We start from the raw sequence: 25,630 nt of genomic DNA on the forward strand, positions 1-25,630 counted from the left end.
TTCGCGTTAACTTGTGAGATTAAGACTTAGCTCAATTGAAGGCCGGTAAAAGCTAAGGTTTGCTGACATTGTTGGCAACGATAAGTTGATTGGTTACGGATGACTTTGTTGTGTCTTCTAATCGACAGGGGATAAGTAGTGCAATCACAGCGGTACTCAAAGGTTTTTCCCTGAACTGAGGTTATCTCTAAGCTGTGGGTGGTTCTGGCCGGTACATTGAATACCTTTTCCATCACGTATTTCCACTCATTGCCGTGAGGCCTAACTCGTCCGAAGACCTGATGTGTGATCAGATGTGCGAGTTCATGAGGCACGACTTCGTTAATAAAGGCATCTTCATTTTCGCTGAATAGCACTTGGTTGAGTTTTATCTCGTTTAACTGGAGGTAGGCTTTTCCCGCTGCCTTTCCTCTTAACTTGTAAGTGACGGTTGGGCATGGAAATTCACGAGAAAAATGTTGATTAGCGATAGCTAGGCATTCGCCCAGTTTTTTATTTACTCGATGTTGTTGCGGGGTGTAAGACAAGCGTTGTTAACTCCAAAAAAAGCCTTAGCGTTTAAGCTAAGGCCTCATCATAACATTGCTCATCGATCGTGAAACGATTTAAACGTGATGTTTCTTTTTGATGATTTCGTGGTAAGCATGCCATGTTCCGTAACCGAGCAATGGCATCGTTACAATCATACCGACACCGTAGGTCGCGAAGCCGACTAAGATACCTGTACCAATGATACCAGCCCAAACGACCATCGCAGGGATGTTTGATTTAACAGCGTTGAAGCTAGTAAAAATGGCACTCATTACATCTACACGTCTTTCCATCATCAATGGAATCGAAAATGCTGAGATGCTAAATATCATGCTAGCGATAACCAATCCAATCACCGAACCCGTAATCAGGAATGGTGCAAACTCGCTTAATGGTGCTCCTTGTACGGAAGGGTAGAGCGCATGCAATAACGCAGCAATCCGCATCCAAAAGATCATTGCAACCATTAACACAATCGCAAAGGCCCATTGGTGGGTGGAGTTGCGAGTAATTGCTTTCATTGAGTGGAACAAACTTGGTGAATGTCCTTTCTCTCTTTCCCAGCTTGCGTCATATAGGCCTAGAGCAAGAAAGGGTCCTATCAACATATAGACTATCAAGCTTGGCATGACGACTAGGTGTGTTCCTTGCCATTGGACTAATTGCACGATGGCGATGGCCGCAGCCATGAAACACAATCCGTAAAATGCGCTGATTATTGGCATCTTCACTAAGTCATGCAGTGCAAGCGATAACCAGTGGAATGGGGCTGATATGCTTACTTGGTTACAAGGAATGGTGCGAGCGTAATCCTGATCGCTGACCTTGTGTTTCTTATCGTTTAGTTCGGATGGGTGCACGGTACGAGGCATAGATCCCCCTAGTTGAATAACGTCCTAGTTATAATTCCACAAGGCTCTGAGGTGTCGCTTACGAGAGCGTTATGGTGTTGAGCTAAACTGCTCTTTGTCATCCCAGTTATTGTTCTTGCGTACATTTAACGAGCGTTATCAGACTGAATTAATTTAAGTTAAATGTGAGCTTGATCGCCTAGGAGTTACCTTAACTATTGTCAGTAGTGTTAGAAAACACAAATTATCAGCGGATTTTTATACTAAGTGGTTAACGGTAAAGAAGACTTGGACAGGGTGTTCTAGTAGGGAAAGGTTTGGTAAGTACATAAAAATAAAGCCCTTACTAAGAAGTAAGGGCTTTAAAGAAACAAATCGCAGTGGCTAAATTATTTTAGGCCAGCGAAGTCCGCAAGGATTGCTGATTTGTCCGTCGCTTCCCAAGGGAACTCTTCGCGACCGAAGTGACCGTATGCAGCCGTCTTTTTGTAGATAGGCTGAAGAAGGTTCAGCATTTCTTGAAGACCGTATGGACGTAGGTCGAAGTTTTGACGAACAGCTTCAATGATGATCTCGTGAGCTACTTTCTCAGTACCAAACGTTTCAACCATGATAGATGTTGGATCTGCAACACCGATAGCGTAAGACAGTTGAATCTCACAACGGTCAGCCATGCCAGCAGCAACGATGTTTTTCGCAACGTAACGCGCTGCGTAAGCTGCAGAACGGTCAACTTTTGATGGATCTTTACCAGAGAATGCACCGCCACCGTGACGAGCTGCACCGCCGTACGTATCAACGATGATCTTACGACCTGTTAGACCACAGTCACCCATTGGGCCACCGATTACGAAACGGCCTGTTGGGTTGATGAAGAAGTTAGTGTCTTTGTTGATCCATTCAGCAGGAAGTACTGGCTTGATGATCTCTTCCATTACCGCTTCACGTAGGTCAGGTGTTGTTACTGAATCACAGTGTTGAGTTGAAAGAACAACTGCGTCGATACCAACAATCTTACCTTGGTCGTATTGGAACGTAACTTGAGATTTCGCATCTGGGCGAAGGAAATCAAGCTTGCCGCTCTTACGTACTTCAGCTTGCTTCTTAACAAGAAGGTGAGAGTAAGTAATTGGAGCTGGCATTAGGATTGGTGTTTCGTTAGTCGCGTAACCAAACATGATACCTTGGTCGCCTGCGCCTTGATCTTTAGGGTCGGCTTTATCAACACCTTGGTTGATGTCTGGAGACTGCTTACCAATTGTGTTTAGTACTGCACAAGAGTCAGCGTCAAAGCCCATATCAGAATGAACGTAACCAATTTCACGAACTGTTTCACGAGTGATTTCTTCGATATCAACCCATGCAGACGTTGTTACTTCACCGCCAACCATAACCATGCCGGTTTTTACGTAAGTCTCACAAGCAACACGTGCTTTTGGATCTTGTTCCAAGATGGCATCAAGAACAGCATCAGAGATTTGGTCTGCAATTTTATCTGGATGGCCTTCTGAAACAGATTCAGAAGTGAATAGGTGCTTAGCCATGAGAGCTCCACTTTTAGTTTAGTTTTTAGTTGCAAATAGTTAAATGCAAATAATTTCAGGCGTCGCAAGCTAGGAAGCGCCGCCATTAAATACAGTATATTTTGTAGGTGTTTCTACATCTAGACGGCTATTCTAAATTCCAGCGGTCGAATTACAAGCTCTTTTTTATGATATGTCATAACTAAACGTTTGCGTATCGGTCGAGATAAGGCATTGCTAAGTGATGTAAATGTTCGAAAATTGCGAAAAATGACCGTTAAAATGCCAGTAAAACGTTTGCAGTCGCTAAAGTCGTTTGAGAGAATACCCGCGCTAATAAAAATGAAAATTTTAGCATCAATCTCTTTTTTAAATCGCTTATGTACTCAGGAGCAGACATGCCTTCTCGTAAAGATCTAGCCAATGCAATTCGCGCACTTAGCATGGATGGCGTTCAACAAGCAAATTCAGGCCACCCTGGCGCACCTATGGGTATGGCTGACATCGCTGAAGTTCTTTGGCGTGGTCACTTGAACCACAACCCAGCAAACCCAGAGTGGGCTGACCGAGACCGTTTTATTCTGTCTAACGGCCATGGTTCAATGTTGATTTACTCTCTGCTTCATCTTGCAGGTTACGAGCTTTCAATTGAAGACCTGAAAAACTTCCGTCAACTGCACTCTAAGACTCCAGGTCACCCAGAGTACGGTTACGCTCCTGGTATCGAAACAACGACGGGTCCTCTAGGTCAAGGCATCACCAACGCTGTTGGTATGGCGATGGCTGAAAAATCATTGGCTGCACAGTTCAACAAAGAAGGTCACGACATCGTCGATCACTTCACTTATGCGTTCATGGGTGATGGCTGTCTGATGGAAGGTATTTCTCACGAAGCATGTTCTCTAGCAGGTACGTTAGGTCTTGGTAAGTTGGTTGCTTTCTGGGATGACAACGGTATTTCTATTGATGGCGAAGTTGAAGGTTGGTTCTCTGACGATACACCTAAGCGTTTTGAAGCTTACGGCTGGCACGTAATCCCAGCCGTTGATGGTCACGATGCTGACGCTATCAACGCGGCTATTGAAGCGGCTAAAGCGGATCCTCGTCCAACGCTTATCTGTACTAAAACTATCATCGGTTTTGGTTCTCCAAACAAAGCGGGTACGCACGACTGTCACGGTGCTCCACTAGGTGCTGATGAAATCACAGCAACTAAAGCGGCGCTTGGTTGGGAACACGGTCCTTTCGAAATCCCGGCTGATATCGCAGCTGAGTGGAATGCGAAAGAAGCGGGCGCAGCGAAAGAAGCGGCTTGGAATGCTAAGTTTGACGCATACGCAGCCGCTCACCCAGAGCTAGCAGCAGAATTCAAACGTCGTACTAACGGCGAGCTTCCAGCTGAATGGGAAGAGAAAGCATCAGCAATCATCGCTGACCTTCAAGCTAACCCAGCAAACATCGCATCACGTAAAGCATCTCAAAATGCACTAGAAGCGTTTGGTGCTATGCTACCTGAATTCATGGGCGGCTCTGCTGACCTTGCGCCTTCTAACCTGACTATGTGGTCTGGTTCTAAGTCTCTTGAAGCTAACGATTTCTCAGGTAACTACATCCACTACGGTGTACGTGAATTCGGTATGACGGCTATTATGAACGGTATCGCTCTGCACGGTGGTTTCGTACCATACGGCGCAACGTTCCTAATGTTCATGGAATACGCGCGTAACGCAATGCGTATGGCGGCTCTGATGAAAATTCAGAACATTCAAGTTTACACGCACGATTCTATCGGCCTAGGCGAAGATGGTCCTACTCACCAACCGGTTGAGCAGATCGCATCTCTACGTCTGACTCCAAACATGAGCACATGGCGCCCATGTGACCAAGTTGAGTCTGCTGTTGCTTGGAAACTGGCAATCGAGCGTAAAGATGGTCCTTCTGCACTTATCTTCTCTCGTCAAAACCTTGCACAACAAGATCGTGACGCTGAGCAAGTAGCAAACATCGCGAAGGGTGGTTACATCCTGAAAGATTGTGCTGGCAAGCCAGAGCTAATCATCATTGCAACGGGTTCTGAAGTTGAGCTAGCGGTTAGCGCTGCTGCTGAACTAACCGCTGAAGGTAAAGCGGTACGCGTAGTCTCTATGCCTGCAACTGATGCGTTTGATAAGCAAAACGCGGAATACCGTGAGTCTGTACTTCCAGCTGACGTAACAGTACGTATTGCTGTAGAAGCTGGCATCGCTGACTTCTGGTACAAGTACGTTGGTTTCGGTGGCAAGATCATCGGTATGACAACGTTCGGCGAATCTGCACCAGCAGGCGAGCTATTCAAGATGTTCGGTTTCACTACTGAAAACGTAGTAAACACAGCGAAAGAACTTCTTGCTTAATCATTGATTACTAGCCTTGTGTGAACAATGAAATGAATGAAAAAACCGAGCTTTAAGCTCGGTTTTTTTGTATCTGGGGTTTGTTATCACTTAGACTAAGGCTTACAAGCAATAGATCAATCTGTCATAAGTAAGCTGAGTTATTCAAGTAATGCCTTTTAGGTAGGATTCAGTTATCATCTGTTGCACGAAATTTTGGTTAGATGTACGGAACTATGCTAAAAGTCGCGATAAATGGATTTGGACGAATAGGGCGCAATGTATTGCGCGCTGTCTATGAAAGTGGCAAAAGCCAACAAATCAAAGTAGTAGCGGTCAATGAGCTTGCTCAGCCTGACGCTATGGCTCACCTATTGCAGTACGACACCAGTCACGGCCGCTTCGGCAAGAAAATCTCAAACGATCAAGAGCACATCTATGTTCATCATGGTATTGGTGCTGAAGATAAAGGAGAGTTCGATACGATTCGTATCTTACATCTTGCTGATATTGAGTTGTTGCCTTGGCGTGACCTTGAAGTCGATATTGTTCTCGATTGTACCGGCGTTTACGGTTGCCGAGATGACGGCCTAGCACACATCGCTGCTGGGGCGAAAAAGGTGCTGTTCTCGCATCCTGGTGCTAATGACCTTGATAACACCATTATCTATGGTGTGAATCACGAGACTATCGAAGCCGATCATCGAATCGTTTCCAATGGTTCATGTACCACCAACTGTATTGTCCCTATCATTAAGGTGCTTGATGATGCCTTTGGTATTGAGTCTGGTACCATCACGACCATTCACTCTTCAATGAATGATCAACAAGTTATTGATGCATACCACAGCGATTTGCGTCGTACTCGAGCTGCAAGCCAATCTATCATTCCTGTCGATACCAAACTGCATAAAGGTATTGAAAGAATCTTCCCGAAATTTTCTAACAAATTTGAAGCTATATCTGTGCGTGTGCCGACGGTAAACGTCACTGCGATGGATTTAAGTGTCACAATTAATGCAAATGTGAAAGTTAATGACGTAAATCAAACCATTGTTAATGCATCCCAGTGTACATTACACAATATAGTTGACTATACTGAAGCGCCGCTCGTTTCCATCGACTTTAATCACGATCCCCATAGCGCAATTGTTGATGGTTCACAAACTCGAGTGAGCAACGGCCACTTAGTAAAAATGCTTGTGTGGTGTGACAACGAATGGGGCTTTGCGAACCGGATGCTGGATACGGTTCTTGCAATGCAAGCTTCTGAAGGCAAGAAGTAAGACCTAGAAGCAAATGTGTGGATTATTTATTTTTTAGCTTGAAATAAATACTAAGTGTCCACATATTATGAGTAGTTAAAGAATTACCAGTTGAATAATTTATAGGCTTAGCAGGGTTGCTGAGTTTCCAAAACTTTATTTTTATTTAAATTTGAGAGGACAAATCATGTCTGTGATCAAGATGACTGACCTGGAACTTGCAGGTAAACGCGTATTCATCCGTGCTGACCTAAACGTACCAGTAAAAGACGGTAAAGTAACTTCAGATGCACGTATCCTTGCATCTCTACCAACTATCAAACTTTGCCTAGAAGCTGGCGCAAAAGTTATGGTTACTTCTCACCTTGGTCGTCCTACTGAAGGCGAATACAACGAAGAGTTCTCTCTAGCTCCTGTAGTTAACTACCTAAACGACGCACTAGACTGCGACGTTAAACTAGCGAAAGATTACGTAAATGGTCTTGAGCTAAACGCTGGTGAGCTAACTGTTCTTGAAAACGTTCGCTTTAACAAAGGCGAGAAGAAGAACGAAGAAGCACTTTCTAAGCAGTACGCTGCACTATGTGACATCTTCGTGATGGACGCATTCGGTACAGCTCACCGTGCTCAAGCTTCTACACACGGCGTTGGTACTTACGCTCCTGTAGCATGTGCTGGTCCTCTTCTAGCTGCTGAGCTTGAAGCTCTTGGTAAAGCAATGGACAACCCAGCTCGCCCACTAGTGGCTATCGTTGGTGGTTCTAAAGTTTCTACTAAACTAACCGTTCTAGAATCTCTTTCTAAAATCGCTGACCAACTTGTTGTTGGTGGTGGTATCGCGAACACGTTCATTGCTGCTGAAGGCCACAACGTAGGTAAGTCTCTATACGAAGCTGATCTAGTGGAAACAGCTAAGAAGCTAATGAAAGAGTGTGCTATCCCAGTAGCGACTGACGTTGCATGTGCTAAAGCATTCGACGAAAACGCAGAAGCTGAAATCAAGCACGTTTCTGAAGTTCAAGACGACGACATGATCTTCGACCTTGGCCCAGATTCAACTGCAGCTCTAGCTGAAATCATCGGTAACGCAAAAACTATCCTTTGGAACGGCCCTGTAGGCGTATTCGAGTTCAAAAACTTCGAAGCGGGTACTGCGGGTATTTCTAAAGCAATCGCTGACTCTGAAGGTTTCTCAGTAGCAGGCGGTGGTGACACACTAGCAGCTATCGACAAGTTCGGTATCAAAGCAGATGTTTCTTACATCTCTACTGGCGGCGGCGCTTTCCTTGAGTTTGTTGAAGGTAAAGTACTTCCTGCAGTAGCAATGCTTGAAGAGCGTGCTAAAGCGTAATTGATTTAGAAAGGCGAGATGTGAATCTCGCCTTTTAACGTTTGCTGCATATCACACTTTTTTGCTAGAATGGCATAAGTTGTGAGCAAACGATTGCAAATTTTTAAACTTAAGTTTTTTAATCTTAAAACGATAGAATAAATAGGACTATTTCCATGTCTAAGATCTTCGATTTTGTAAAACCTGGTGTGATTTCTGGCGATGACGTACAGAAAGTATTTGAAGTAGCAAAAGCAAACAAATTTGCTCTTCCTGCAGTAAACGTAATCAACACTGATACTATCAACGCTGTTCTTGAAGCTGCTGCTAAAGCAAAAGCTCCAGTTGTTGTTCAGTTCTCTAACGGCGGTGCTGGTTTCTTCGCTGGTAAAGGCGTTAAACTTGAAGGTCAAGGCGCACAAATTCTTGGCGCTGTAGCTGGTGCAAAATACGTTCACGCAGTAGCAGAATCTTACGGTGTTCCAGTTATTCTTCATACTGACCACGCTGCTAAGAAACTTCTTCCATGGATCGACGGTCTACTAGACGCTGGTGAAGAGTTCTTCGCACAAACTGGTAAGCCACTATTCTCTTCTCACATGCTAGACCTTTCTGAAGAGTCTCTAGAAGAGAACATCGAAACATGTGCAGCTTACTTAGCTCGCATGGCTAAACTAAACATGACAATCGAGATCGAACTTGGTTGTACTGGTGGTGAAGAAGACGGCGTTGATAACTCTGATATGGACGCATCTGAGCTTTACACTTCTCCTGAAGATGTTGCATACGCATACGAGAAACTAAACGCAGTTAGCCCACGTTTCACTATCGCAGCTTCTTTCGGTAACGTACACGGTGTTTACCAAGCTGGTAACGTTGTACTTACTCCAACTATCCTGCGTGACTCTCAAGCATACTGTGCTGAGAAGTTTGGCATTGCAGCTGACGCTCTTAACTTCGTATTCCACGGTGGTTCTGGTTCTTCTGAAGCAGAAATCCAAGAGTCTATCGGTTACGGCGTTATCAAAATGAACATCGATACTGATACTCAGTGGGCTTCATGGGATGGCGTTCGTACTTACGAAGCTGAGAACCGTGATTTCCTACAAGGTCAAATCGGTAACCCAACTGGCGAAGCTGCTCCAAACAAGAAGTTCTACGATCCACGCGTATGGCTACGTGCTGGTCAGTCTTCAATGGTTACTCGTCTTGAGAAAGCATTCGCTGACCTTAACGCTGTAGACGTACTGTAATTCTTTGAATTAAGTACTCTTTAAGTTTTAAAAAACCGCTCATTGAGCGGTTTTTTTTATGTCTGATAAAAACTTGTACTAAATATGTGAAAAACCTAGCGTGCGGTGAATAAATTTCGTAGTCTTTTAGTTATCGGTATTTGTGTTTATTAGTAAGTTTTATTAATTCAAAAGCTTACATAAATATGACTTTGCAATCTGTCAAAGATAGGATATCGTGCCGAAAAATTGGACTTGGTTCAGTTTATAAAAAGGACTTAGCTTTAATTTACTTTTAACACAATGACTTAACAGGATTTGAACTGTTTCTTATTGTTAAGTAATTTTGGCTTAAGACAGTTTAGCTCATAGCATATTATATAGAGGATGCACATTATGGCTGATAGTTCGACAGCGCTTGAGACTCCAATTGTGGATGGTTTGTCTCACGCAGAGCAGTGGTTAACAAATAACTCAGATCTGTTTATTCAATACGGTGTAAACATTATCTCAGCACTGATAATTCTATTTATTGGTAATCTTATTGTTAAAGCAGTAGCGAATAGCGTGTCTAAGGTTCTTCAGAAGAAGAAAATGGACCGAGCAGTTGTGGAATTCGTCCATGGTTTAGTTCGTTACTTGTTGTTTGTTATTGTTTTAATTGCTGCACTTGGTCGTTTAGGCGTTCAAACTGCATCTGTAGTCGCTGTTATTGGTGCGGCTGGTTTGGCTGTTGGTCTTGCACTACAAGGCTCACTATCTAACTTCGCTGCGGGTGTACTTATCGTTGCATTCCGTCCATTCAAGTCTGGTGACTACGTGGAAATTGGTGGTGTAGCAGGTTCAGTTGATTCAATTCAGATCTTCCAAACCGTTCTAACAACACCAGATAACAAAATGGTTGTAGTACCTAACGGTAGTGTTATCGGTAGCCCAATTACTAACTACTCTCGTCATGATACGCGCCGTATTGATCTAATGATTGGTGTTTCTTACAACGCCGATCTTCAAAAGACAAAAGCGCTACTGACTAAGATCTGTGAATCTGATGAGCGTGTACTGAAAGAGCCTGGCGTTCAAGTTGGTGTTCACACACTAGCGGATTCTTCAGTTAACTTTGTCGTTCGTCCATGGGTTAGCACTGCAGAGTACTGGAATGTTTACTTCGACCTGATGCAAGCAATCAAAGAAGGCTTGGATAATGAAGGTATCGAAATCCCATTCCCGCAAGTGGATGTACACATGAATAAAGTAGAAGCTTAATTTCTAGTTAGTTTTTCTAGCTATAAGCTTTTATAAGGAAAGGCGGATAACTTAGGTTATCCGCCTTTTTTTTGATGGGTTAAGTTTGTGGATGACTCAATATGAACGGATTTAGCCGTACTGCTCAATGAGTCCATTGGCGAGCACAAGGGCAATAGCGAACATCATGGTTGCTACCGCGATATCGATGCCTTTCTTAACTTTGGGTTTCGATAGCGTTGGGCCTAGCTTTGCAGCGCCTAATGACAAAGAGTAAAACCACACGAATGAAGCTAAGATAGTCCCCATAGCAAAAGCTATTCTATCGTTGCCTTCAAACTGCCCGCCTATGGATCCAAGAATCACTACAGTGTCTAAATAAAGATGCGGGTTTAATACGGTTACTGCCAATGCACCTAAAACAACGGTGCGCTTGCCACGAGCCAGTATCTCACCCTTTGATTCATCACTAGTACGTGTTCTGAACGCACTGCGCAATGACAATAAACCATAAACGGTTAGGAATGCGATACCACCCAGTGTCACTGAGGTGAGCAGTAATTCATTTTGCGACAGGATCGCTCCGCCACCAAAGATACCCAATGAAATGAACAAGGTATCGAGTAGGCTACAAATCGTCGCTGTGGTTAGGTGGTGATTGCGTTTTATCCCTTGATTTAAGACGTACGCATTCTGAGCGCCAATAGGGATGATCATGCTTGCCCCTAGACCAAAACCTTGTAATAAAACCCAAAAATTCATTTTAACCTCCACTTAATTAACGATATTTACGTGCTATATGGCGAAGATACTCCGACCCCTTAAATAAGTATAATTAATGATTTTAATCTATTATAAGAGTTGCTAATGTGAGCGGTGATCAGGTCAAAAAGGAAGCAAGTTGATGCGTGGATTGGATTATAAATGGATAGAAGCACTGGATGCTGTGGTGAAACAACGCAGTTTTGAAAGGGCAGCCGAGCAGTTATATATCTCCCAGTCTGCGGTGTCTCAACGCATCAAACAACTGGAAAAATGGTTAGCACAGCCTGCTCTGGTAAGAGAGAGCCCACCAAGGCCAACACCAGCAGGAAAAAAACTGTTGGGTTTGTATCGTCGTGTTCGCTTGTTAGAGCACGAGCTTGTCCCAGAGTTGATGAACGAAGAGGGAACTCAGCCTCTTTCTCTGTCTATTGCGACCAATGCTGATAGCTTGGCGACATGGTTACTTCCTGCGTTATCTGATGTGATGAATTCACGTCAAGTTGAGTTGAACCTCGCGATTCATGGTGAATCAAGAACCATTGAGAAGATTAAAAGTGGTGAGGTTGCCGGGGCAATCAGCCTCGAACCTCAACCTATTCCGGGTTGCAGTGCGGACTATCTTGGAAGAATGGATTATGTGTGTGTGGCGAACCCTAGCTTCCATCAACGTTACTTCTCTGATGGAGTGAACTATTCGACACTAACCAAAGCCCCAGCGGTTTCGTACGACCAATACGATGATCTGCATAAGAAGTTTTTGCATGATCATTTTAACGTCCCGAGAGATAGTGTGATCAATCATACTGTCGGCAGCTCAGAAGCATTTGTACGCTTGGCATTGTCGGGCGTTGCCTATTGTTTGATTCCTCGATTGCAGATTATCGAGGAGCTAGAGTCTGGTGCTTTGATTGATATTACGCCCGGCTTTTTGTTGTCTTATCGAATCTATTGGCACCATTGGCAATTAGAGAGCGGGGTATTAAAAGAGATATCTCAAGCGATATTAAATTATGCCCACAACCACTTACCTCAGTAAGCTGTTGGTTTTTGCAGCGTCAAAGTTGTGTTAGAAGTCCTGTCGCGGGATTGGTTATGTGACAAATTGCTCTATGATAAAAGAACATTTGTTCAGCATAGGTCTACCTAATGAAGTTTGTACCAAAGATGTTAGCAACGTCTCTTACTCTTACTGCAGCATTGAGTGCTGTGAGTTTTCCATCATTGGCTGACTCGCCATCTTTTCCGCATATTTCAACGACAGGCTATGGTGAAGTGATCGCGACACCAGATATGGCGACATTTTCTGTTAGAGTCGTGGAATCGACGATGACTGCTGAGCAGGCTAAAAACACAGTTGATAAAGTGGTGACTGGCTTTCTAAATAAGCTACATCAAGCGGGTGTTGATGAGGCGAATGTACACAGCTCTAACCTGTATTTATCTCCTCAATATCATTACCCGAAAAATGGTAAACCTGAACTGGTTGGTTACCGTGCATCACGTAATGTGACTGTTCAAGTGAATGAGCTAGCCAACTTAAATGACTACATGGATATTGCCATCGGGCAGGGTATTAACCAGATCGATAATATCCAACTTCAGGTTCGTGACCAAGCTAAGTATCAGGAGCAAGCGCGCTTGGAGGCCATTAAAGATGCGACATCAAAAGCTAAATCATTGGCGAGTGGTTTTGAGCGCGAGCTAGGTGATGTATGGCGCGTAGATTACAACGCACAATCTTCTCAGCCTGTATTGATGCGTTCAATGGCGATGGATGCGAGAACCGAGTCGAATTCTTATGAAGATTCGACGATCACCATTCGTGATCGAGTGAATGTGATCTACCAACTAGAAGAGTAGTGAACATACCTCAGGGAGGGATTAGATCATCATGATCTATTTACCTACAGTAGGCCAAATACTAAAAAGGCTCTCATTACGAGAGCCTTTTCTATTTTTACTTATGATCTAATTCGATGATTAGTGAAGTAGACGAGCACGAATTGTGCCTTCGATCTCTTTCAGTTTAAGCAGAGCTTCTTCTGAACGATTCGCTTCCACGTCGATAACCACATAACCCATATCTGCTGCAGTTTGTAAGTACTGACCTGCGATGTTAATCCCTTCCTCTGCGAAGATGGTGTTAATTTGAGTTAGGATACCCGGACGGTTTTCGTGAATGTGCAGCAGGCGAGAAGCACCTGTATGCAGTGGTAATGATACTTCAGGGAAGTTAACGCTTGATAGCGTTGAGCCATTATCAGAGTATTTTGCAAGCTTACCTGCTACTTCAACACCGATGTTCTCTTGTGCTTCTTGAGTTGAACCACCCACGTGAGGCGTTAGGATCACGTTATCGAACTGCATCAATGGTGACTCAAATGGGTCAGCATTGGTTTTTGGTTCCGTTGGGAATACATCGATTGCTGCACCTGAAAGGTGACCTGAATCTAGGGCGCCGCACAGAGCTGGGATATCTACTACCGTGCCACGTGCTGCATTGATAAAGATAGAACCAGGCTTCATGCGCTCGAACTCTTCTTTACCCATCATGTTCTTCGTTTCATTGGTTTCAGGTACGTGCAAAGAGATCACGTCACACTTGTTCAGCAAGTCAGTCATAGTATGAACTTGAGTTGCGTTACCCAAAGACAGCTTGTTTTCGATATCGTAAAAGTAAACACGCATACCAAGGTTTTCAGCAATAATACCTAGCTGAGTACCAATGTGACCGTAGCCAATAATACCTAAACGCTTACCACGAGCCTCGTAAGAGTTGTCAGCACTCTTTTTCCAGATACCACGGTGAGCAAGAGCATTCTTCTCTGGGATACCGCGTAGTAGCAATAGAACTTGACCAAGAACTAACTCAGCAACGCTTCGAGTATTTGAGAACGGTGCATTGAAAACAGGGATACCGCGTTTTGCTGCCGCTTGAAGGTTAACTTGGTTAGTACCAATACAGAAACAACCGACTGCAACTAGCTTTTCAGCTGCATCAATAACTTCTTGGGAGATGTTGGTGCGAGAACGGATACCAATGAAATGAGCATCTTTCACTGCTTCAAGAAGTTCATCTTCAGGTAGTGAGCCTTTATGGTACTCAATGTTTGTGTAACCAGCGGCTTGCAGTACTTCTACAGAAGAAGGGTGAAGACCCTCTAGAAGTAGAATTTTAATTTTTTCTTTTTCCAGTGAAACTTTGGCCATTGTTCTCGTCCTTAAAATGGAAAGGTTGGGCAAATGCGGCGCACGTGCTACAAAACGGCTAAAAGAGGAACTTATTCACCATTTTGTCAGGAGACAAACGTTTTCCCTGTGCGTCTTCTGAACAATAAAGTAACAAAAAAAAAATGTTTTGGGTAAGAAAATTACGGAATAAGACATAATTTTACAGCCGAAAAGCAAAAAAAACGGCGCCCTTGGGCACCGTATGTAATGAAGTAACAGAAAAACTCAATCTTCTATTATTTATTCTTCAATTTTTGCACCTTCAGGTGTGCCTGTGATAACCACATCAGCACCACGGTGAGCAAATAGACCAACCGTAACCACACCAGCGATACCGTTGATGATATCTTCTAATTGTTTCGGGTTTTCGATCGCCATGCCGTATACATCTAGGATCATGTTGCCATTATCGGTTGTGCAACCTTCGCGGTAAACTGGGTCACCACCAAGCTTTACTAGTTCACGTGCAACATATGAACGTGCCATTGGGATAACTTCAACAGGCAGTGGGAATTTACCCAACACATCAACGGCTTTAGTACCGTCAACAATGCAAATAAACTTATCAGAGATAGCCGCTACGATTTTTTCACGAGTCAAAGCTGCACCGCCGCCTTTGATCATGTCGCGTGAACCGTTGATCTCATCTGCGCCATCAACATAGATGTCTAACTTGAATACGTCATTACACTCAAATACTTTGATTTCTAGCGCTTCTAGTTTTTCAGTAGAGGCTACAGAGCTTGAAACCGCACCTTTGATTTTTTCTTTCATTGTGCCTAGTGCGTCGATGAAGTGATTTACTGTAGAGCCAGTACCTACACCTACAATGCTGCCTTCTTCAACATATTGAAGTGCTGCCCAGCCGGCTGCTTTTTTCATTTCATCTTGAGTCATGCCATTCTCCTGAATAAGGTCTTGCGCTGTGAATTAATCGTTCGCGTATTGAAGTTAACGTTTGGGTATTGGGTTAACGTTTGGATATCGAGGTTAACGTTTGCGGCGCGATTATAGCGCTTTAATGGCTGTTTTCCCATTGCCAAGTTTTACTCGGAGTCACGATTTTAGGTAACGGAATGTCCCAATCTTCAATAGGTAAGCGATCGACATGTTGGCAATCATGCGCCAAACCAATTGGCGTTGCGCCTTCGCCAGTCTCAAACCATCGAGCCAAGGTACGATCGTAATATCCACCGCCCATGCCTAAGCGATGCCCCTGAGAGTCAAAGCCCACCAATGGTGTGAGAATAAGATCGAGTTGTTGGCATGGTTTGACGAGCAATTGATTCAGCTGAGGTTCAACGATACCGTATTTATTAAGGACGGTCGGTGTGTCTGGAGAATAATGAAGAAATAACAGGTGTCCGGCAGAGAAGGGGTGCAATACTGGTAAATAAGTTTGCTTACCCTGCGCCCATAACCATTCAATTAAAGGCTGGGTATCGAGTTCGCCATCAATAGAAATATAGAGGGCAATATGTTGAGCAGACTGAATCTCATCAAGCTGAGAACACTGCTTAACTAAGTCTATACCGGATTGAGTTTGTTGGTCGCCAGATAAGGCATTACGTTTGATACGGATCTGTTTGCGAAATTCGCTGCGTGTGAGCGTCTTCATAAGAAGGGATACCCCAAAGTGCCGTTGAGAATAGATGGCCCTTGAACCAGCGAGTTCAAGGCGGATCAGCAATGATTACCGTAGGCTTCTCGGCGGACCGAGCATGCTCAATAGCACTCAAGTACTAACCCTTAGGGATTGCTTATCGGCTCGGGGACGTGAATCCTCTGACAAACACTCCAGGGTAAATTTTGTGTACGCTATTGCTGTCCGTGCTTAACTTTACTGAGGACATCTGAAAGTGATGTCGTGAGCTGTTCCATTCGCTCGGTCAGTGCGTTTTGTTCATCATTTGCTTCAAACTTCTTCGTTTGTAATTCATAGCAAATGTTCAGAGCTGCGATCGTTAGCAGCTTCACTTCATTGGTTACCTTAGTACGTTCAGCCATCTCTTTCAATCGATTATCAAGATCGGCCGCCGCTGCAATCAATGACTCTTCTTGCCCTGGGGGACAATTCACTCGAGTCAGTTTTCCTAATATTTCAACGTCTACCGCTTGATTACTCATGATGGATGAACTCTTTAACGCACTATTTAAGGCTGTTGCCCTTTATCATATTTTTACAAAGAAAAAGTGCAAGTACCGATGAGGAAGCAATCTCCTCTGAGGGAGAAACTATAGGTAAACCGCTATTAAGATTCAAGCTTTTCAGAGTGACTGTTTGTAAATGAGAGCTTGAGCACACAGTAATTCAGCAAATTGAACAATTGGTAGTCAGTCATCCTTCAATTGCTCAGGATCGATGCTTATCAGAATTGGGGTGAAGTGGTACGATTATACTATCGATATAAAGAATAACTGAGCGAGCTATCTGATGAGCGAAACTACTTTACCTGACTACCTAACGGTTGCGACTGAACTTCAATCGGCAAGCCTAGCCGTAAACCCTGCTGAGATGCATGGTTTATTAACGGGTATGTTGAGCGGAGGCTTAAACCTGGCAGATAAAAGCTGGCAACCACTGATCTTTGATTACACCAATGAAGGTATGGGCTGGCCAGATCGCGCATTAACGCTTGCGGAAGCAACGCTAAAAGTAACGACCAGCGAAATCACAGGTTCAGGTATGGAGCTGTCTATGTTGTTGCCGGACGAAGACGCAAGCGCAAGCCTGTTTGATCTTGCGGACGGTGTGTCTGATTGGATTAACCACTTCATTTCTGGCTTAGGCTTGGTTGGCGCTCAATTGAATAAAGCGTCTGACGGTACCAAAGAAGCTTTGGCTGATCTTGAAGAGATGGCAAAGCTGGGTATCGATGAAGAAGATGATATGGAAGAGCAGGCGCAGCTTCTAGAGCACGTTATTGAACACGTAAAAGCGTGTGCGCTAACGATTCATGCTGAATTCGGTGCTCGCCCATCTGAAGATGCGGCTCCAACCATTCATTAATCCGTTTGTCGGTTTGAGGTTATAATGGCTCAGTATGATGTTGTAATTGCTGGTGGCGCAATGGCAGGGGCGACCTTAGCCATTGCTCTGAATCACCTCAGTCAAGGTTCACTGTCGATCGCGGTAGTAGAGCCTTATCAGGTTGATCATCAAGCTCACCCTGGTTTTGATTCTCGTTCGATCGCTTTGTCCTATGGCACGGTGCAGATCCTCGATTCTTTGCACCTTTGGCAATCTATCGCTCCGGTAGCGACCCCAATTAAAGATATCCATGTTTCGGATCGAGGGCATGCCGGAATGACGGACATCTACAGTGAAGAGCTTGCTGTTGATGCGCTTGGCTATGTGGTGGAGTTGGCGGGTGTGGGGCGAATCTATCAGCAGAAGCTTGAGTCCGAAGCTGCAATTACGATGCTTTGCCCTGAGTCTGTCAGTAAAGTCGAACGTGAAGACTCGCTAACGACGATTGAGCTGACAAGTGGGCAAACCATAACGACTAAGTTACTGGTTGCAGCTGACGGTGCTATCTCAATCTGTTGTCAGCAACTCAATATCTCATTGAATGAGCATGACTTTGAACAAGTTGCTGTGATTGCCAATATCGTGGCTAGCGAACCTCACCAAGGTCGCGCATTTGAGCGTTTTACTCATCATGGGCCTGTCGCTCTATTACCGATGAGTGACAACCGTTTGTCGCTAGTTTGGTGTTTGTCACCGGAGCAAGCGCAAAAAGTGATGACCCTAAACGACAATGAATTTCTTGAGCAGTTGCAGAATGACTTTGGTTGGCGACTTGGCCGACTCGAGAAGGTAGGCAAGCGTGCCAGTTACCCACTGATTCTTCGTCATCGTCAGCAAAATATCTCTCATCGATTTGCGATTATTGGTAATGCCGCTCAAACGCTTCACCCCATTGCGGGACAAGGCTTTAATCTTGGCATTCGTGATGTGGCTTCCTTGGCGGAAGAGTTGTGTACCCAACTCGATGATGTTGGGCGTTACAATGGTCTTGTTAACTTTAGAAAGCGTAGAGAACAAGATAGAGACACGACGATTACGCTGACATCAAGCCTAGTCCATTTATTCTCAAACGATTTTTTGACTGCTCGCATTGGGCGTAATCTTGGGTTAGCCGTAATTGATAACCTTCCACCACTTAAAGGTCCACTTTTGCGTCATACGCTTGGCCTAGTAGAAAGATAAGGTAGAAAAATAATGATGCAAAGTGTTGATATCGCGATTGTTGGTGGAGGCATGGTTGGCCTAGCGCTTGCTGCTGCGTTGAAAGACAGTGACCTAAGAATCGCCGTCATTGAAGGCAGGGCACCCAGTGAAGGGCTTAGCGAATTGCCTGATGTGCGTGTGTCGGCATTGAGCCGCTCTAGTGAAGTGATTCTTCGTAACCTAGGCGCATGGCAAGGCATTGAACAAAGACGTGCTGCACCTTACCAAGCGATGGAGGTGTGGGAACAAGATAGCTTTGCTCGTATTGAATTTGACTCGACACGTTTGGCTCAGCCGAATCTCGGTCATATTGTTGAGAACCGTGTGATTCAACTCGCACTGCTTGATCAGGTGAAGAAGCAAGATAATGTCAGCCTGTACATGCCCGCGACGTGCAAAACGATGGCGATTGGTGAAAGCGAAGCATGGCTAACGCTAGATAATGGCCAAGCACTGACCGCTAAGTTGGTTGTTGGAGCGGACGGCGCAAACTCTTGGGTTCGCAAACAACAAGATATCCCATTAACACATTGGGATTACGGACACAGCGCGATTGTCGCGAATATCAAGACCACAGAGCCGCATCACAGCGTTGCTCGTCAGATATTCACACCACAAGGGCCATTGGCATTCCTACCAATGCAGCCAAGCCACATGAGTTCGATAGTTTGGTCTACGGAGCCTAATCGTGCCGAGAAGCTTGTATCCATGTCGGATGCTGATTTTAATAAGCAGCTAACGGCAGAGTTCGACTCAAAACTTGGTTTATGTGAAGTGGTTGGTGAGCGTTTTGCCTTCCCATTACGTATGCGCTATGCACGTGACTTTGTTGTAGAGCGTGTCGCTTTGGTTGGTGATGCTGCTCATACGATTCATCCGTTAGCAGGGCAAGGCGTGAACCTTGGCCTATTAGACGCAGCAAGCTTAGCGCAAGAGCTGTTAACGCTATGGGCTGCTGGCGAGGACATTGGTACTAAACGTAACCTTCGTGGCTATGAACGCTGGAGAAAAGCTGAGGCGGCGAAGATGATTGCTTCAATGCAGGGTTTTAAAGATCTGTTTGAAGGCGATAACCCAGCCAAGAAGCTGATTCGTGGTATCGGTATGAAGCTCGCAGGTCAATTACCGGGTGCGAAAGATGAGATCATGAAGCGAGCTCTGGGTTTGTCAGGCAATCTTCCTGATCTAGCCAAGCGTCCAGTTACGCACCAATAATCGTGAATCAACAATCGCAAATCAATAGTCGCGCACGGGTGAGGCGTTGTTGATGGTCAGCAGCTGGAGCTGATTGCCATTGACTCAATCTGAACACGAAAAAAGGGTTGGCATTATGCCAACCCTTTTTGTTTTTAATTCTGTAGATAATCAGGTCATGCGTATGCGCAGCGCAGTTTCATGATTTCACTATTTATTTCTTTTACCGTTTGAAAGTGACGCCTTTCTGCTCGGTCTGGCAGCACGAGTTTACCGTTATCAAACTCAAATTTTCCTACGCCGTAAATGTAGATTCGTCCTTTGAAAAGTCGACTTACATGTTTAGCAATCATACTCGGTGTATAGCGCTTAAACAGTCTCATTTTAATTATCCTTATATTTACCTAGCCTGCATATTATAGAAAAACTCCGAGATAATAATTGTGATAAGCATGGAGTAATATGCAGTAGAGTTGACGTGAATTAGATATTTGTGCTGTTCTAAGCACTTTCTTCAGTAAATATCTATTTTTACGTGAGCTCCTCCCCAAAATAATACTGAGTAGTGAACTGCTGTGAACTTTCCTGTCCGGTATTAAGCAGTGATAATGTTACAAGTATAAGAATAGGCGGGATTTTTTTGTTTGTGTAATCAAATTGTAAATTTTTGACAAAAAAAAGCCCGTCTAAAACGGGCGAATAGTCACAGATGCATTACACAAAAGTGGATACTGATGTTACTCAGTGGATTCACTTGTACTGATTTGCTTAAAAGCTAGTCAGTAAATTCACAATAACGTAAATTTGCCTTTGTGACTACTTATGCTTTTATTTTGAGTAACTATTTATTATTGGCGTATTCTTCTTATGACGAACTTCACACTAAAAATGTATTCAATGAAAAGTTGTACTGAAATTTGCGAACGATGACGCGATCGAAAAGATCATCGACTGATGTCAGCAACGATTGGTGCGCAAAGGGCCATAAGATCATTGGGATCCAGCGCAACACCAGCCATTCGATCACCCGAGCTAATAGTAACCGTCGAGTTTTTTTGAATTGAAGGATCAAAAATGATCGGCATGTATCTCTTTAGAGCAAGAGGGCCAACACATCCAGCCTTAAAGCCTGTGATCGTTTCAACATCAGCGAGTGATACACAGGTCATTCGACGGCAATTCAGTACCGAGCGTACTTTCTTGGGGTCGACAGAGCGATCACCAGCAGTACAGGCCAACGCATATTGGTTGCCCATATCCTTGAGCAAAATACACTTCACCATTTGAGAGGCGTCGATGCCTCGCTCTTGAGCTGTTTCTTCGATGCTGGTGGTTGGTTTACTTTGCATCAGCAGGCGATAGTTCACCTGCTGTTGATCCAGCCATTGTGTAATCAGTGTTTCCACGTGGTTACTCGTCGTCAAGGCTGTAAGGCAGTGGCAGGATATTCCATGTTTGATCAGGCTGCGCGGTCAGTCGAAGCTGAACATCGTCATCAAGGTTGTTTGGCAGTACCATCAAACCCATCGCTTGGTTATTAGCAAATTGATAGACGTTTAATAGTCGGCCTGCACCACGCCAGTTCTCACCCACGCTACGTTCAAGTTCAATCGTATTCTCTAGAGACAGCACGTCTGAAGTTGTTCCAGAAACAATGCGCATCTCACGCTTGTTCATGCCACGGTACTTAGCACGAGCAACCGTTTCTTGACCTGTGTAGCAGCCCTTTGAAAAGCTGATACCGCCAATGGCTTGTAGGTTAAGAGCTTGAGGGATGTGCTCGTTTTGTTCTGCTTTTGATAGGTTAGGCTGAGCATCAAGAATTTCATGATACTGCCAAAGCGCTTCCGATACTTTTTCAGCTGAGCTGCCTGATACCAGGGCTTCGGCTGCTTTTTGAGTAACAAGTAGGGCCCAACGATTGTCTGAGACTTGAACGGCTGTACCACCAGAGATAGTACGCACTTTACCTTGACCCTCTGCAATCGAATCAACGTATTGGTTCGCTGAAGTGCCCATGATTCCGATAACAACGTCAGACGTCTGCTCGATATCAATTTTAGAGAACACGGCGTATTTCTTGATTTCAACTAACTCGACTTCAATTGCCGATTTCGGCTGCATAAGTGCGTAACCACCATTGTGGTGGAACAAACGAAAGATACTCCAAACCTTTCCTTTCGCATCACAATGCGCGCCTAATGTAGATTCATCATTAGGAAGAGTGACGACATCGCACGTTACTTGACCTTGTAGGTACGACTTTTTGTCATCGCCTATCATGGTGATTGCGCTCCAGTCTGACACGTGTGTGATCATCAGTTCTGGAAGCGATTCATTTTGCGTATGAGCGAGCGGCTGAAATGTGTTTTTCCAATCCATTTTATCTTTCCTAAGAATTTTATTTGGCTCTATGTTAATCCGGTTCTGTTTTTTTGTCAGCCTAGGTTTTTTTGTGAGCTTAGATAGGGACTGTGACTCACATAGTAGTTGCAGAGCGTATGACTTGTTACACTCCGAGAAAGAAAAATTATAGGTGAGGATAGCCAATGTACACTGCAGAGCAGAAAGCACGAATTAAATGGGGTTGCCGTCGTGGCATGTTAGAACTTGATGTAGTCATCATGCCATTTTTTGAAGAGTGTTTTGATTCATTGCAAGAGCAGGAACAGCGTGAGTTTGTTTCTCTACTTGAGTGTGATGACCCAGATTTGTTTACTTGGGTTATGGGACATGGGCGCAGTGAAAATCTAGGCCATGCTTCAATGGTTGATAAAATTGTCGCGCATAACCTCAGCAAGGTTCGTTAAGCTTCAGCTTAAACCTTCATATTCCGCATTATTTGCAAAAGGCACTGTTTCTGGGTGCCTTTTGTTTTTCATCGTCTTTTCTTCTATCCCGCTCGTTGTTGCCCTCTATTGTTTAGCTTTAATGTTCAGTTTGTTTAAAGCCAATCAGGTAATCTTGAATACAGCACATGGATGCTTTGATTATAAAGAAGATGGCGAGATTCGACTCAATGACCAATCCTACACACTTAAGTCTGTTGATAAGATCTGGGCACAGTTTTTCGTCAAACTAAAATTCGAATGTGGGCATTCGGTAATGCTTTGGCGTGATAGTTGTCGTGAGCGTGAATATCGCCACTTTCTGGTGAACTTACAACGATCGCACGAGGCAAATGAGAACGCGAGATAAAAGAAAAAGGAGCACTAGGCTCCTTTTCGTTTGATTGCGTTTAGTTGATTAGCTAATAGCTTTCAAATAATGATTACGACTGGTTTCTCTCTGGCGTCAGAATCGTTGGGCCACTGTCTTTTGCAAGTTCTGGGTAATCCAACGTGTAGTGTAAGCCGCGGCTCTCTTTACGTTGCATCGCACAGCGAACCATTAGCTCAGCTACTTGTAGCAAGTTACGCAGTTCTAATAGGTTGTTCGAAACCTTAAAGTAGCTGTAGTACTCATGAGTTTCTTGCTGCAGCATCTGAATACGGCGCATTGCACGTTCTAGACGTTTATCCGTTCGAACAATACCCATGTAATCCCACATGAACAGTCTTAGCTCGTGCCAGTTGTGCTGAATGATCACTTCTTCATCACTGTTGGTGACTTGGCTTTCGTCCCACGCAGGCAGTTCAGCGCACAGTTGAGATTGGTCGATGTTTTCAACGATATCTTTTGCTGCTGCCCAAGCATAAACAACACATTCAAGCAGTGAGTTTGACGCCATACGGTTTGCACCGTGTAAGCCGGTGTAACTCACTTCACCAATCGCATATAAGTTAGTTAAGTCGGTTTGACCTTGCTTATTCACCATGACACCACCGCAGGTGTAGTGCGCTGCAGGTACTATCGGGATAGGCTCTTTGGTCATATCAATCCCTAAATCCATCAAACGCGTGTGGATCATTGGGAAATGCGTTGTGATGAATTCTTCAGGCTTGTGACTGATATCAACATACATGCAGTCGGCACCTAGGCGCTTCATTTCGAAGTCAATCGCACGAGCAACCACATCTCGTGGAGCCAATTCACCGCGCTCATCGAAGTCCTTCATGAAGCGAGAACCGTCAGGACGACGCAGGTAGGCACCTTCACCACGTAGTGCTTCCGTCAGTAGGAAGTTACGCGCTTCTGGATGGAATAAGCAAGTCGGGTGGAACTGGTTGAACTCAAGGTTGGCTACACGGCAACCCGCACGCCAAGCGATAGCAATACCATCACCTGAAGAGACATCTGGGTTAGAGGTGTATTGGTAAACCTTGGAAGCGCCGCCTGTTGCTAACACAACAAATTTAGCGCGCACGGTTTCAACGTGTTCTTGGTTACGGTTCCAAATGTAGGCACCGATAACTTTGTCTTTCGAACCACCGACCTTATCTTCTGTGATCAAATCTAGTGCGTTGTGGCGCTCGAAGATCTCGATGTTTGGGTGATTGTTGACGTTATCTTGCAGTGAGGTTTGCATTGCCATGCCAGTTGCATCGGCAGCGTGCAGAATTCGGCGGTGGCTGTGGCCACCCTCACGAGTGAGGTGATATTTTGGTTGGCCTTCCGTGCTGTTCTCATCTTTATCAAATGGAACACCACCATCAATCAGCCATTGCACACACTCTTTAGCATTTTCAGCAATGAATTGAACTGTATCTTCTTCGCATAACCCAGCCCCAGCAATTTGAGTATCTTCTACATGAGACTCAATACTGTCCGACTCATCGAACACCGCGGCGATACCACCTTGTGCGTAATACGTCGATCCTTCGCTGCGTGGTCCTTTGCTTAATACAATTACTTTTGCATGTTCTGCTACACGTAAGGCTAATGACAAGCCTGCCGCACCACTTCCTACCACTAATACATCACACTGATGTTCACGGTTTGCGTTCATAAAACTTATTAAATCCCGGGCTATAGTCGAGTTGTCCACTCTCAATTGACGTTGTCTTGTTTTAGGAGTTTGGCTAAGACTGTTATAATCTCTCCAGAGTCATCCTAAAACGCTACACAAAATCAATGTACAGACAGCTATCTAGAAATATTTAATTGCTCAATACCATTGCTTTTGCTCAAGTTTCCCCAAATTGATAGGGATAGCTATTTTTATTACATCACATTGTGAAACAATAATGGCAAATAATTTTAAGAAAGTTGGAACTTTCGGTATTTGGCTTAGTCACAATAGTGCTCTTGTAGACGGTGGTGTCAATACTACATTTCGCATAATTAGTACCCATATCTGTGAAGGTAAGGGTTATAACAATAGGAGTACCCGCTCGAATGAACGAGCAGCTAACCGATCAAGTGTTGATTGAGCGAGTTCAGAGTGGAGATAAGCAGGCTTTTAACTTACTAGTGGTTAAGTACCAAAATAAAGTTTGTAATCTTATCTCTCGATACGTGAATAATTCCGGTGATGTACCTGATGTAGCACAAGAAGCTTTTATTAAAGCTTACCGCGCGATACCTAACTTTCGTGGCGAGAGTGCCTTCTATACATGGTTGTACCGAATTGCCGTGAACACCGCTAAAAATCATATCGTTGCCCAGAGCCGTAGGCCGCCAGCAACAGATGTAGATGCAGAAGATGCAGAATATTACGAAACAGGCAGCGCGTTAAAAGAAATATCGAACCCTGAGAACTTAACGCTGTCAAACGAATTGAAACAAGTTGTTTTTGGAGCGATTGAAGCGCTACCAGAAGACTTAAAAACTGCAATGACGTTGCGTGAGCTCGAAGGTTTGAGCTACGAAGAGATTGCAGAAGTAATGGATTGCCCTGTAGGAACCGTACGTTCGCGTATTTTCCGAGCTCGTGAAGCGGTGGAAAAGAAAATTAAGCCTCTTTTGCAACGCTAGAACT

25 protein-coding genes and 1 other RNA gene are annotated in these 25,630 nt (G+C 44.4%); 13 read left to right on the top strand and 13 right to left on the bottom strand.

The window, feature by feature from the left end; genetic code table 11:
* Positions 1–26: 26 nt before the first annotated feature.
* From L3V36_RS09125 to metK, 3 genes are all read right to left on the bottom strand, one after another.
* On the bottom strand, positions 27–527 hold the full coding sequence (locus L3V36_RS09125) for a SprT family zinc-dependent metalloprotease (protein WP_012604825.1): 501 nt from the start codon (positions 525–527) through the stop codon (positions 27–29).
* Positions 528–605: 78 nt separating this feature from the next.
* Positions 606–1,403: a DUF2189 domain-containing protein gene (locus L3V36_RS09130; protein WP_102448363.1), complete on the bottom strand. Its 798-nt coding sequence runs from the start codon at positions 1,401–1,403 to the stop codon at positions 606–608.
* A gap of 368 nt (positions 1,404–1,771) precedes the next feature.
* Positions 1,772–2,926 (bottom strand): methionine adenosyltransferase, encoded by a 1,155-nt coding sequence (gene metK / locus L3V36_RS09135; protein WP_102448364.1) that lies wholly within the window; start codon positions 2,924–2,926, stop codon positions 1,772–1,774.
* Positions 2,927–3,303: 377 nt separating this feature from the next.
* Here metK and tkt point away from each other — a divergent pair, with 377 nt between their 5' ends.
* The 5 genes from tkt (at position 3,304) to mscS (ending at position 10,367) form a co-directional block, all read left to right on the top strand.
* Complete coding sequence (gene tkt, locus L3V36_RS09140) at positions 3,304–5,298, top strand: transketolase (protein WP_102448365.1); 1,995 nt, start codon at positions 3,304–3,306, stop codon at positions 5,296–5,298.
* Positions 5,299–5,513: 215 nt separating this feature from the next.
* Positions 5,514–6,563, top strand: a complete 1,050-nt coding sequence (epd, locus tag L3V36_RS09145; RefSeq protein ID WP_032545991.1) for an erythrose-4-phosphate dehydrogenase — start codon at positions 5,514–5,516, stop codon at positions 6,561–6,563.
* A 166-nt stretch (positions 6,564–6,729) separates the two neighbouring features.
* On the top strand, positions 6,730–7,893 hold the full coding sequence (locus L3V36_RS09150; protein WP_004735491.1) for a phosphoglycerate kinase: 1,164 nt from the start codon (positions 6,730–6,732) through the stop codon (positions 7,891–7,893).
* A gap of 155 nt (positions 7,894–8,048) precedes the next feature.
* Positions 8,049–9,125, top strand: a complete 1,077-nt coding sequence (fbaA, locus tag L3V36_RS09155; RefSeq protein WP_004735492.1) for a class II fructose-bisphosphate aldolase — start codon at positions 8,049–8,051, stop codon at positions 9,123–9,125.
* Between the two features lie 375 nt (positions 9,126–9,500).
* Positions 9,501–10,367, top strand: coding sequence for a small-conductance mechanosensitive channel MscS (gene mscS, locus L3V36_RS09160; protein ID WP_029224644.1), 867 nt, complete (start codon positions 9,501–9,503; stop codon positions 10,365–10,367).
* Positions 10,368–10,478: 111 nt separating this feature from the next.
* On the opposite strand, the gene L3V36_RS09165 is transcribed toward mscS, so the two are convergent.
* On the bottom strand, positions 10,479–11,108 hold the full coding sequence (locus L3V36_RS09165; protein WP_004735360.1) for a LysE/ArgO family amino acid transporter: 630 nt from the start codon (positions 11,106–11,108) through the stop codon (positions 10,479–10,481).
* Between the two features lie 142 nt (positions 11,109–11,250).
* On the opposite strand from L3V36_RS09165, the gene L3V36_RS09170 reads away from it, so the two are divergent.
* On the top strand, positions 11,251–12,147 hold the full coding sequence (locus L3V36_RS09170) for a LysR family transcriptional regulator ArgP (RefSeq protein WP_029222260.1): 897 nt from the start codon (positions 11,251–11,253) through the stop codon (positions 12,145–12,147).
* A 110-nt stretch (positions 12,148–12,257) separates the two neighbouring features.
* The gene (locus L3V36_RS09175) at positions 12,258–12,971 is read left to right on the top strand and encodes an oxidative stress defense protein (protein WP_004735362.1); all 714 of its coding nucleotides are present in this window, start codon (positions 12,258–12,260) and stop codon (positions 12,969–12,971) included.
* A gap of 120 nt (positions 12,972–13,091) precedes the next feature.
* Here L3V36_RS09175 and serA read toward each other — a convergent pair whose 3' ends face one another.
* From serA to zapA, 5 genes are all read right to left on the bottom strand, one after another.
* Positions 13,092–14,321, bottom strand: a complete 1,230-nt coding sequence (gene serA / locus L3V36_RS09180; RefSeq protein WP_017077788.1) for a phosphoglycerate dehydrogenase — start codon at positions 14,319–14,321, stop codon at positions 13,092–13,094.
* 261 nt (positions 14,322–14,582) lie between these two features.
* Positions 14,583–15,239 (bottom strand): ribose-5-phosphate isomerase RpiA, encoded by a 657-nt coding sequence (gene rpiA / locus L3V36_RS09185; protein ID WP_017077789.1) that lies wholly within the window; start codon positions 15,237–15,239, stop codon positions 14,583–14,585.
* Between the two features lie 121 nt (positions 15,240–15,360).
* On the bottom strand, positions 15,361–15,960 hold the full coding sequence (locus tag L3V36_RS09190; protein WP_102448367.1) for a 5-formyltetrahydrofolate cyclo-ligase: 600 nt from the start codon (positions 15,958–15,960) through the stop codon (positions 15,361–15,363).
* A gap of 6 nt (positions 15,961–15,966) precedes the next feature.
* A non-coding RNA gene (ssrS, locus tag L3V36_RS09195) (6S RNA) lies at positions 15,967–16,149 on the bottom strand.
* An 11-nt stretch (positions 16,150–16,160) separates the two neighbouring features.
* Positions 16,161–16,469, bottom strand: coding sequence for a cell division protein ZapA (gene zapA, locus L3V36_RS09200; protein ID WP_004735366.1), 309 nt, complete (start codon positions 16,467–16,469; stop codon positions 16,161–16,163).
* 307 nt (positions 16,470–16,776) lie between these two features.
* Here zapA and L3V36_RS09205 point away from each other — a divergent pair, with 307 nt between their 5' ends.
* From L3V36_RS09205 to L3V36_RS09215, 3 genes are read left to right on the top strand one after another with little or no spacing between them, the layout of a single operon-like run.
* Positions 16,777–17,352, top strand: coding sequence for a YecA family protein (locus tag L3V36_RS09205; protein ID WP_017075399.1), 576 nt, complete (start codon positions 16,777–16,779; stop codon positions 17,350–17,352).
* Positions 17,353–17,376: 24 nt separating this feature from the next.
* Positions 17,377–18,555: a 2-octaprenyl-6-methoxyphenyl hydroxylase gene (ubiH, locus tag L3V36_RS09210; protein ID WP_102448368.1), complete on the top strand. Its 1,179-nt coding sequence runs from the start codon at positions 17,377–17,379 to the stop codon at positions 18,553–18,555.
* 12 nt (positions 18,556–18,567) lie between these two features.
* A complete protein-coding gene (locus tag L3V36_RS09215; protein ID WP_102448369.1) occupies positions 18,568–19,791 on the top strand; it encodes an FAD-dependent 2-octaprenylphenol hydroxylase in 1,224 nt (407 codons plus the stop codon).
* A 155-nt stretch (positions 19,792–19,946) separates the two neighbouring features.
* On the opposite strand, the gene L3V36_RS09220 is transcribed toward L3V36_RS09215, so the two are convergent.
* The 3 genes from L3V36_RS09220 to ygfZ form a co-directional block, all read right to left on the bottom strand.
* Positions 19,947–20,153: a DUF1107 domain-containing protein gene (locus L3V36_RS09220; RefSeq protein ID WP_004735370.1), complete on the bottom strand. Its 207-nt coding sequence runs from the start codon at positions 20,151–20,153 to the stop codon at positions 19,947–19,949.
* 561 nt (positions 20,154–20,714) lie between these two features.
* On the bottom strand, positions 20,715–21,176 hold the full coding sequence (locus tag L3V36_RS09225) for a YbaK/EbsC family protein (protein WP_017077792.1): 462 nt from the start codon (positions 21,174–21,176) through the stop codon (positions 20,715–20,717).
* Between the two features lie 4 nt (positions 21,177–21,180).
* Positions 21,181–22,152: a tRNA-modifying protein YgfZ gene (gene ygfZ, locus L3V36_RS09230; RefSeq protein ID WP_102448370.1), complete on the bottom strand. Its 972-nt coding sequence runs from the start codon at positions 22,150–22,152 to the stop codon at positions 21,181–21,183.
* 167 nt (positions 22,153–22,319) lie between these two features.
* Here ygfZ and L3V36_RS09235 point away from each other — a divergent pair, with 167 nt between their 5' ends.
* Both L3V36_RS09235 and L3V36_RS23930 read left to right on the top strand, forming a co-directional pair.
* On the top strand, positions 22,320–22,580 hold the full coding sequence (locus L3V36_RS09235; protein WP_004735374.1) for a succinate dehydrogenase assembly factor 2: 261 nt from the start codon (positions 22,320–22,322) through the stop codon (positions 22,578–22,580).
* Positions 22,528–22,968, top strand: coding sequence for a protein YgfX (locus tag L3V36_RS23930; protein ID WP_338417879.1), 441 nt, complete (start codon positions 22,528–22,530; stop codon positions 22,966–22,968). The genes L3V36_RS09235 and L3V36_RS23930 overlap by 53 nt, the downstream gene beginning before the upstream one ends.
* A gap of 73 nt (positions 22,969–23,041) precedes the next feature.
* On the opposite strand, the gene nadB is transcribed toward L3V36_RS23930, so the two are convergent.
* Positions 23,042–24,658, bottom strand: a complete 1,617-nt coding sequence (gene nadB / locus L3V36_RS09240) for an L-aspartate oxidase (RefSeq protein WP_017084322.1) — start codon at positions 24,656–24,658, stop codon at positions 23,042–23,044.
* Positions 24,659–25,047: 389 nt separating this feature from the next.
* On the opposite strand from nadB, the gene rpoE reads away from it, so the two are divergent.
* Positions 25,048–25,626, top strand: coding sequence for an RNA polymerase sigma factor RpoE (gene rpoE, locus L3V36_RS09245; RefSeq protein WP_004735377.1), 579 nt, complete (start codon positions 25,048–25,050; stop codon positions 25,624–25,626).
* Positions 25,627–25,630: the final 4 nt, after the last annotated feature.

The organism is Vibrio sp. G-C-1 (assembly GCF_021728015.1).
Taxonomy (GTDB): Bacteria; Pseudomonadota; Gammaproteobacteria; order Enterobacterales; family Vibrionaceae; genus Vibrio; species Vibrio splendidus.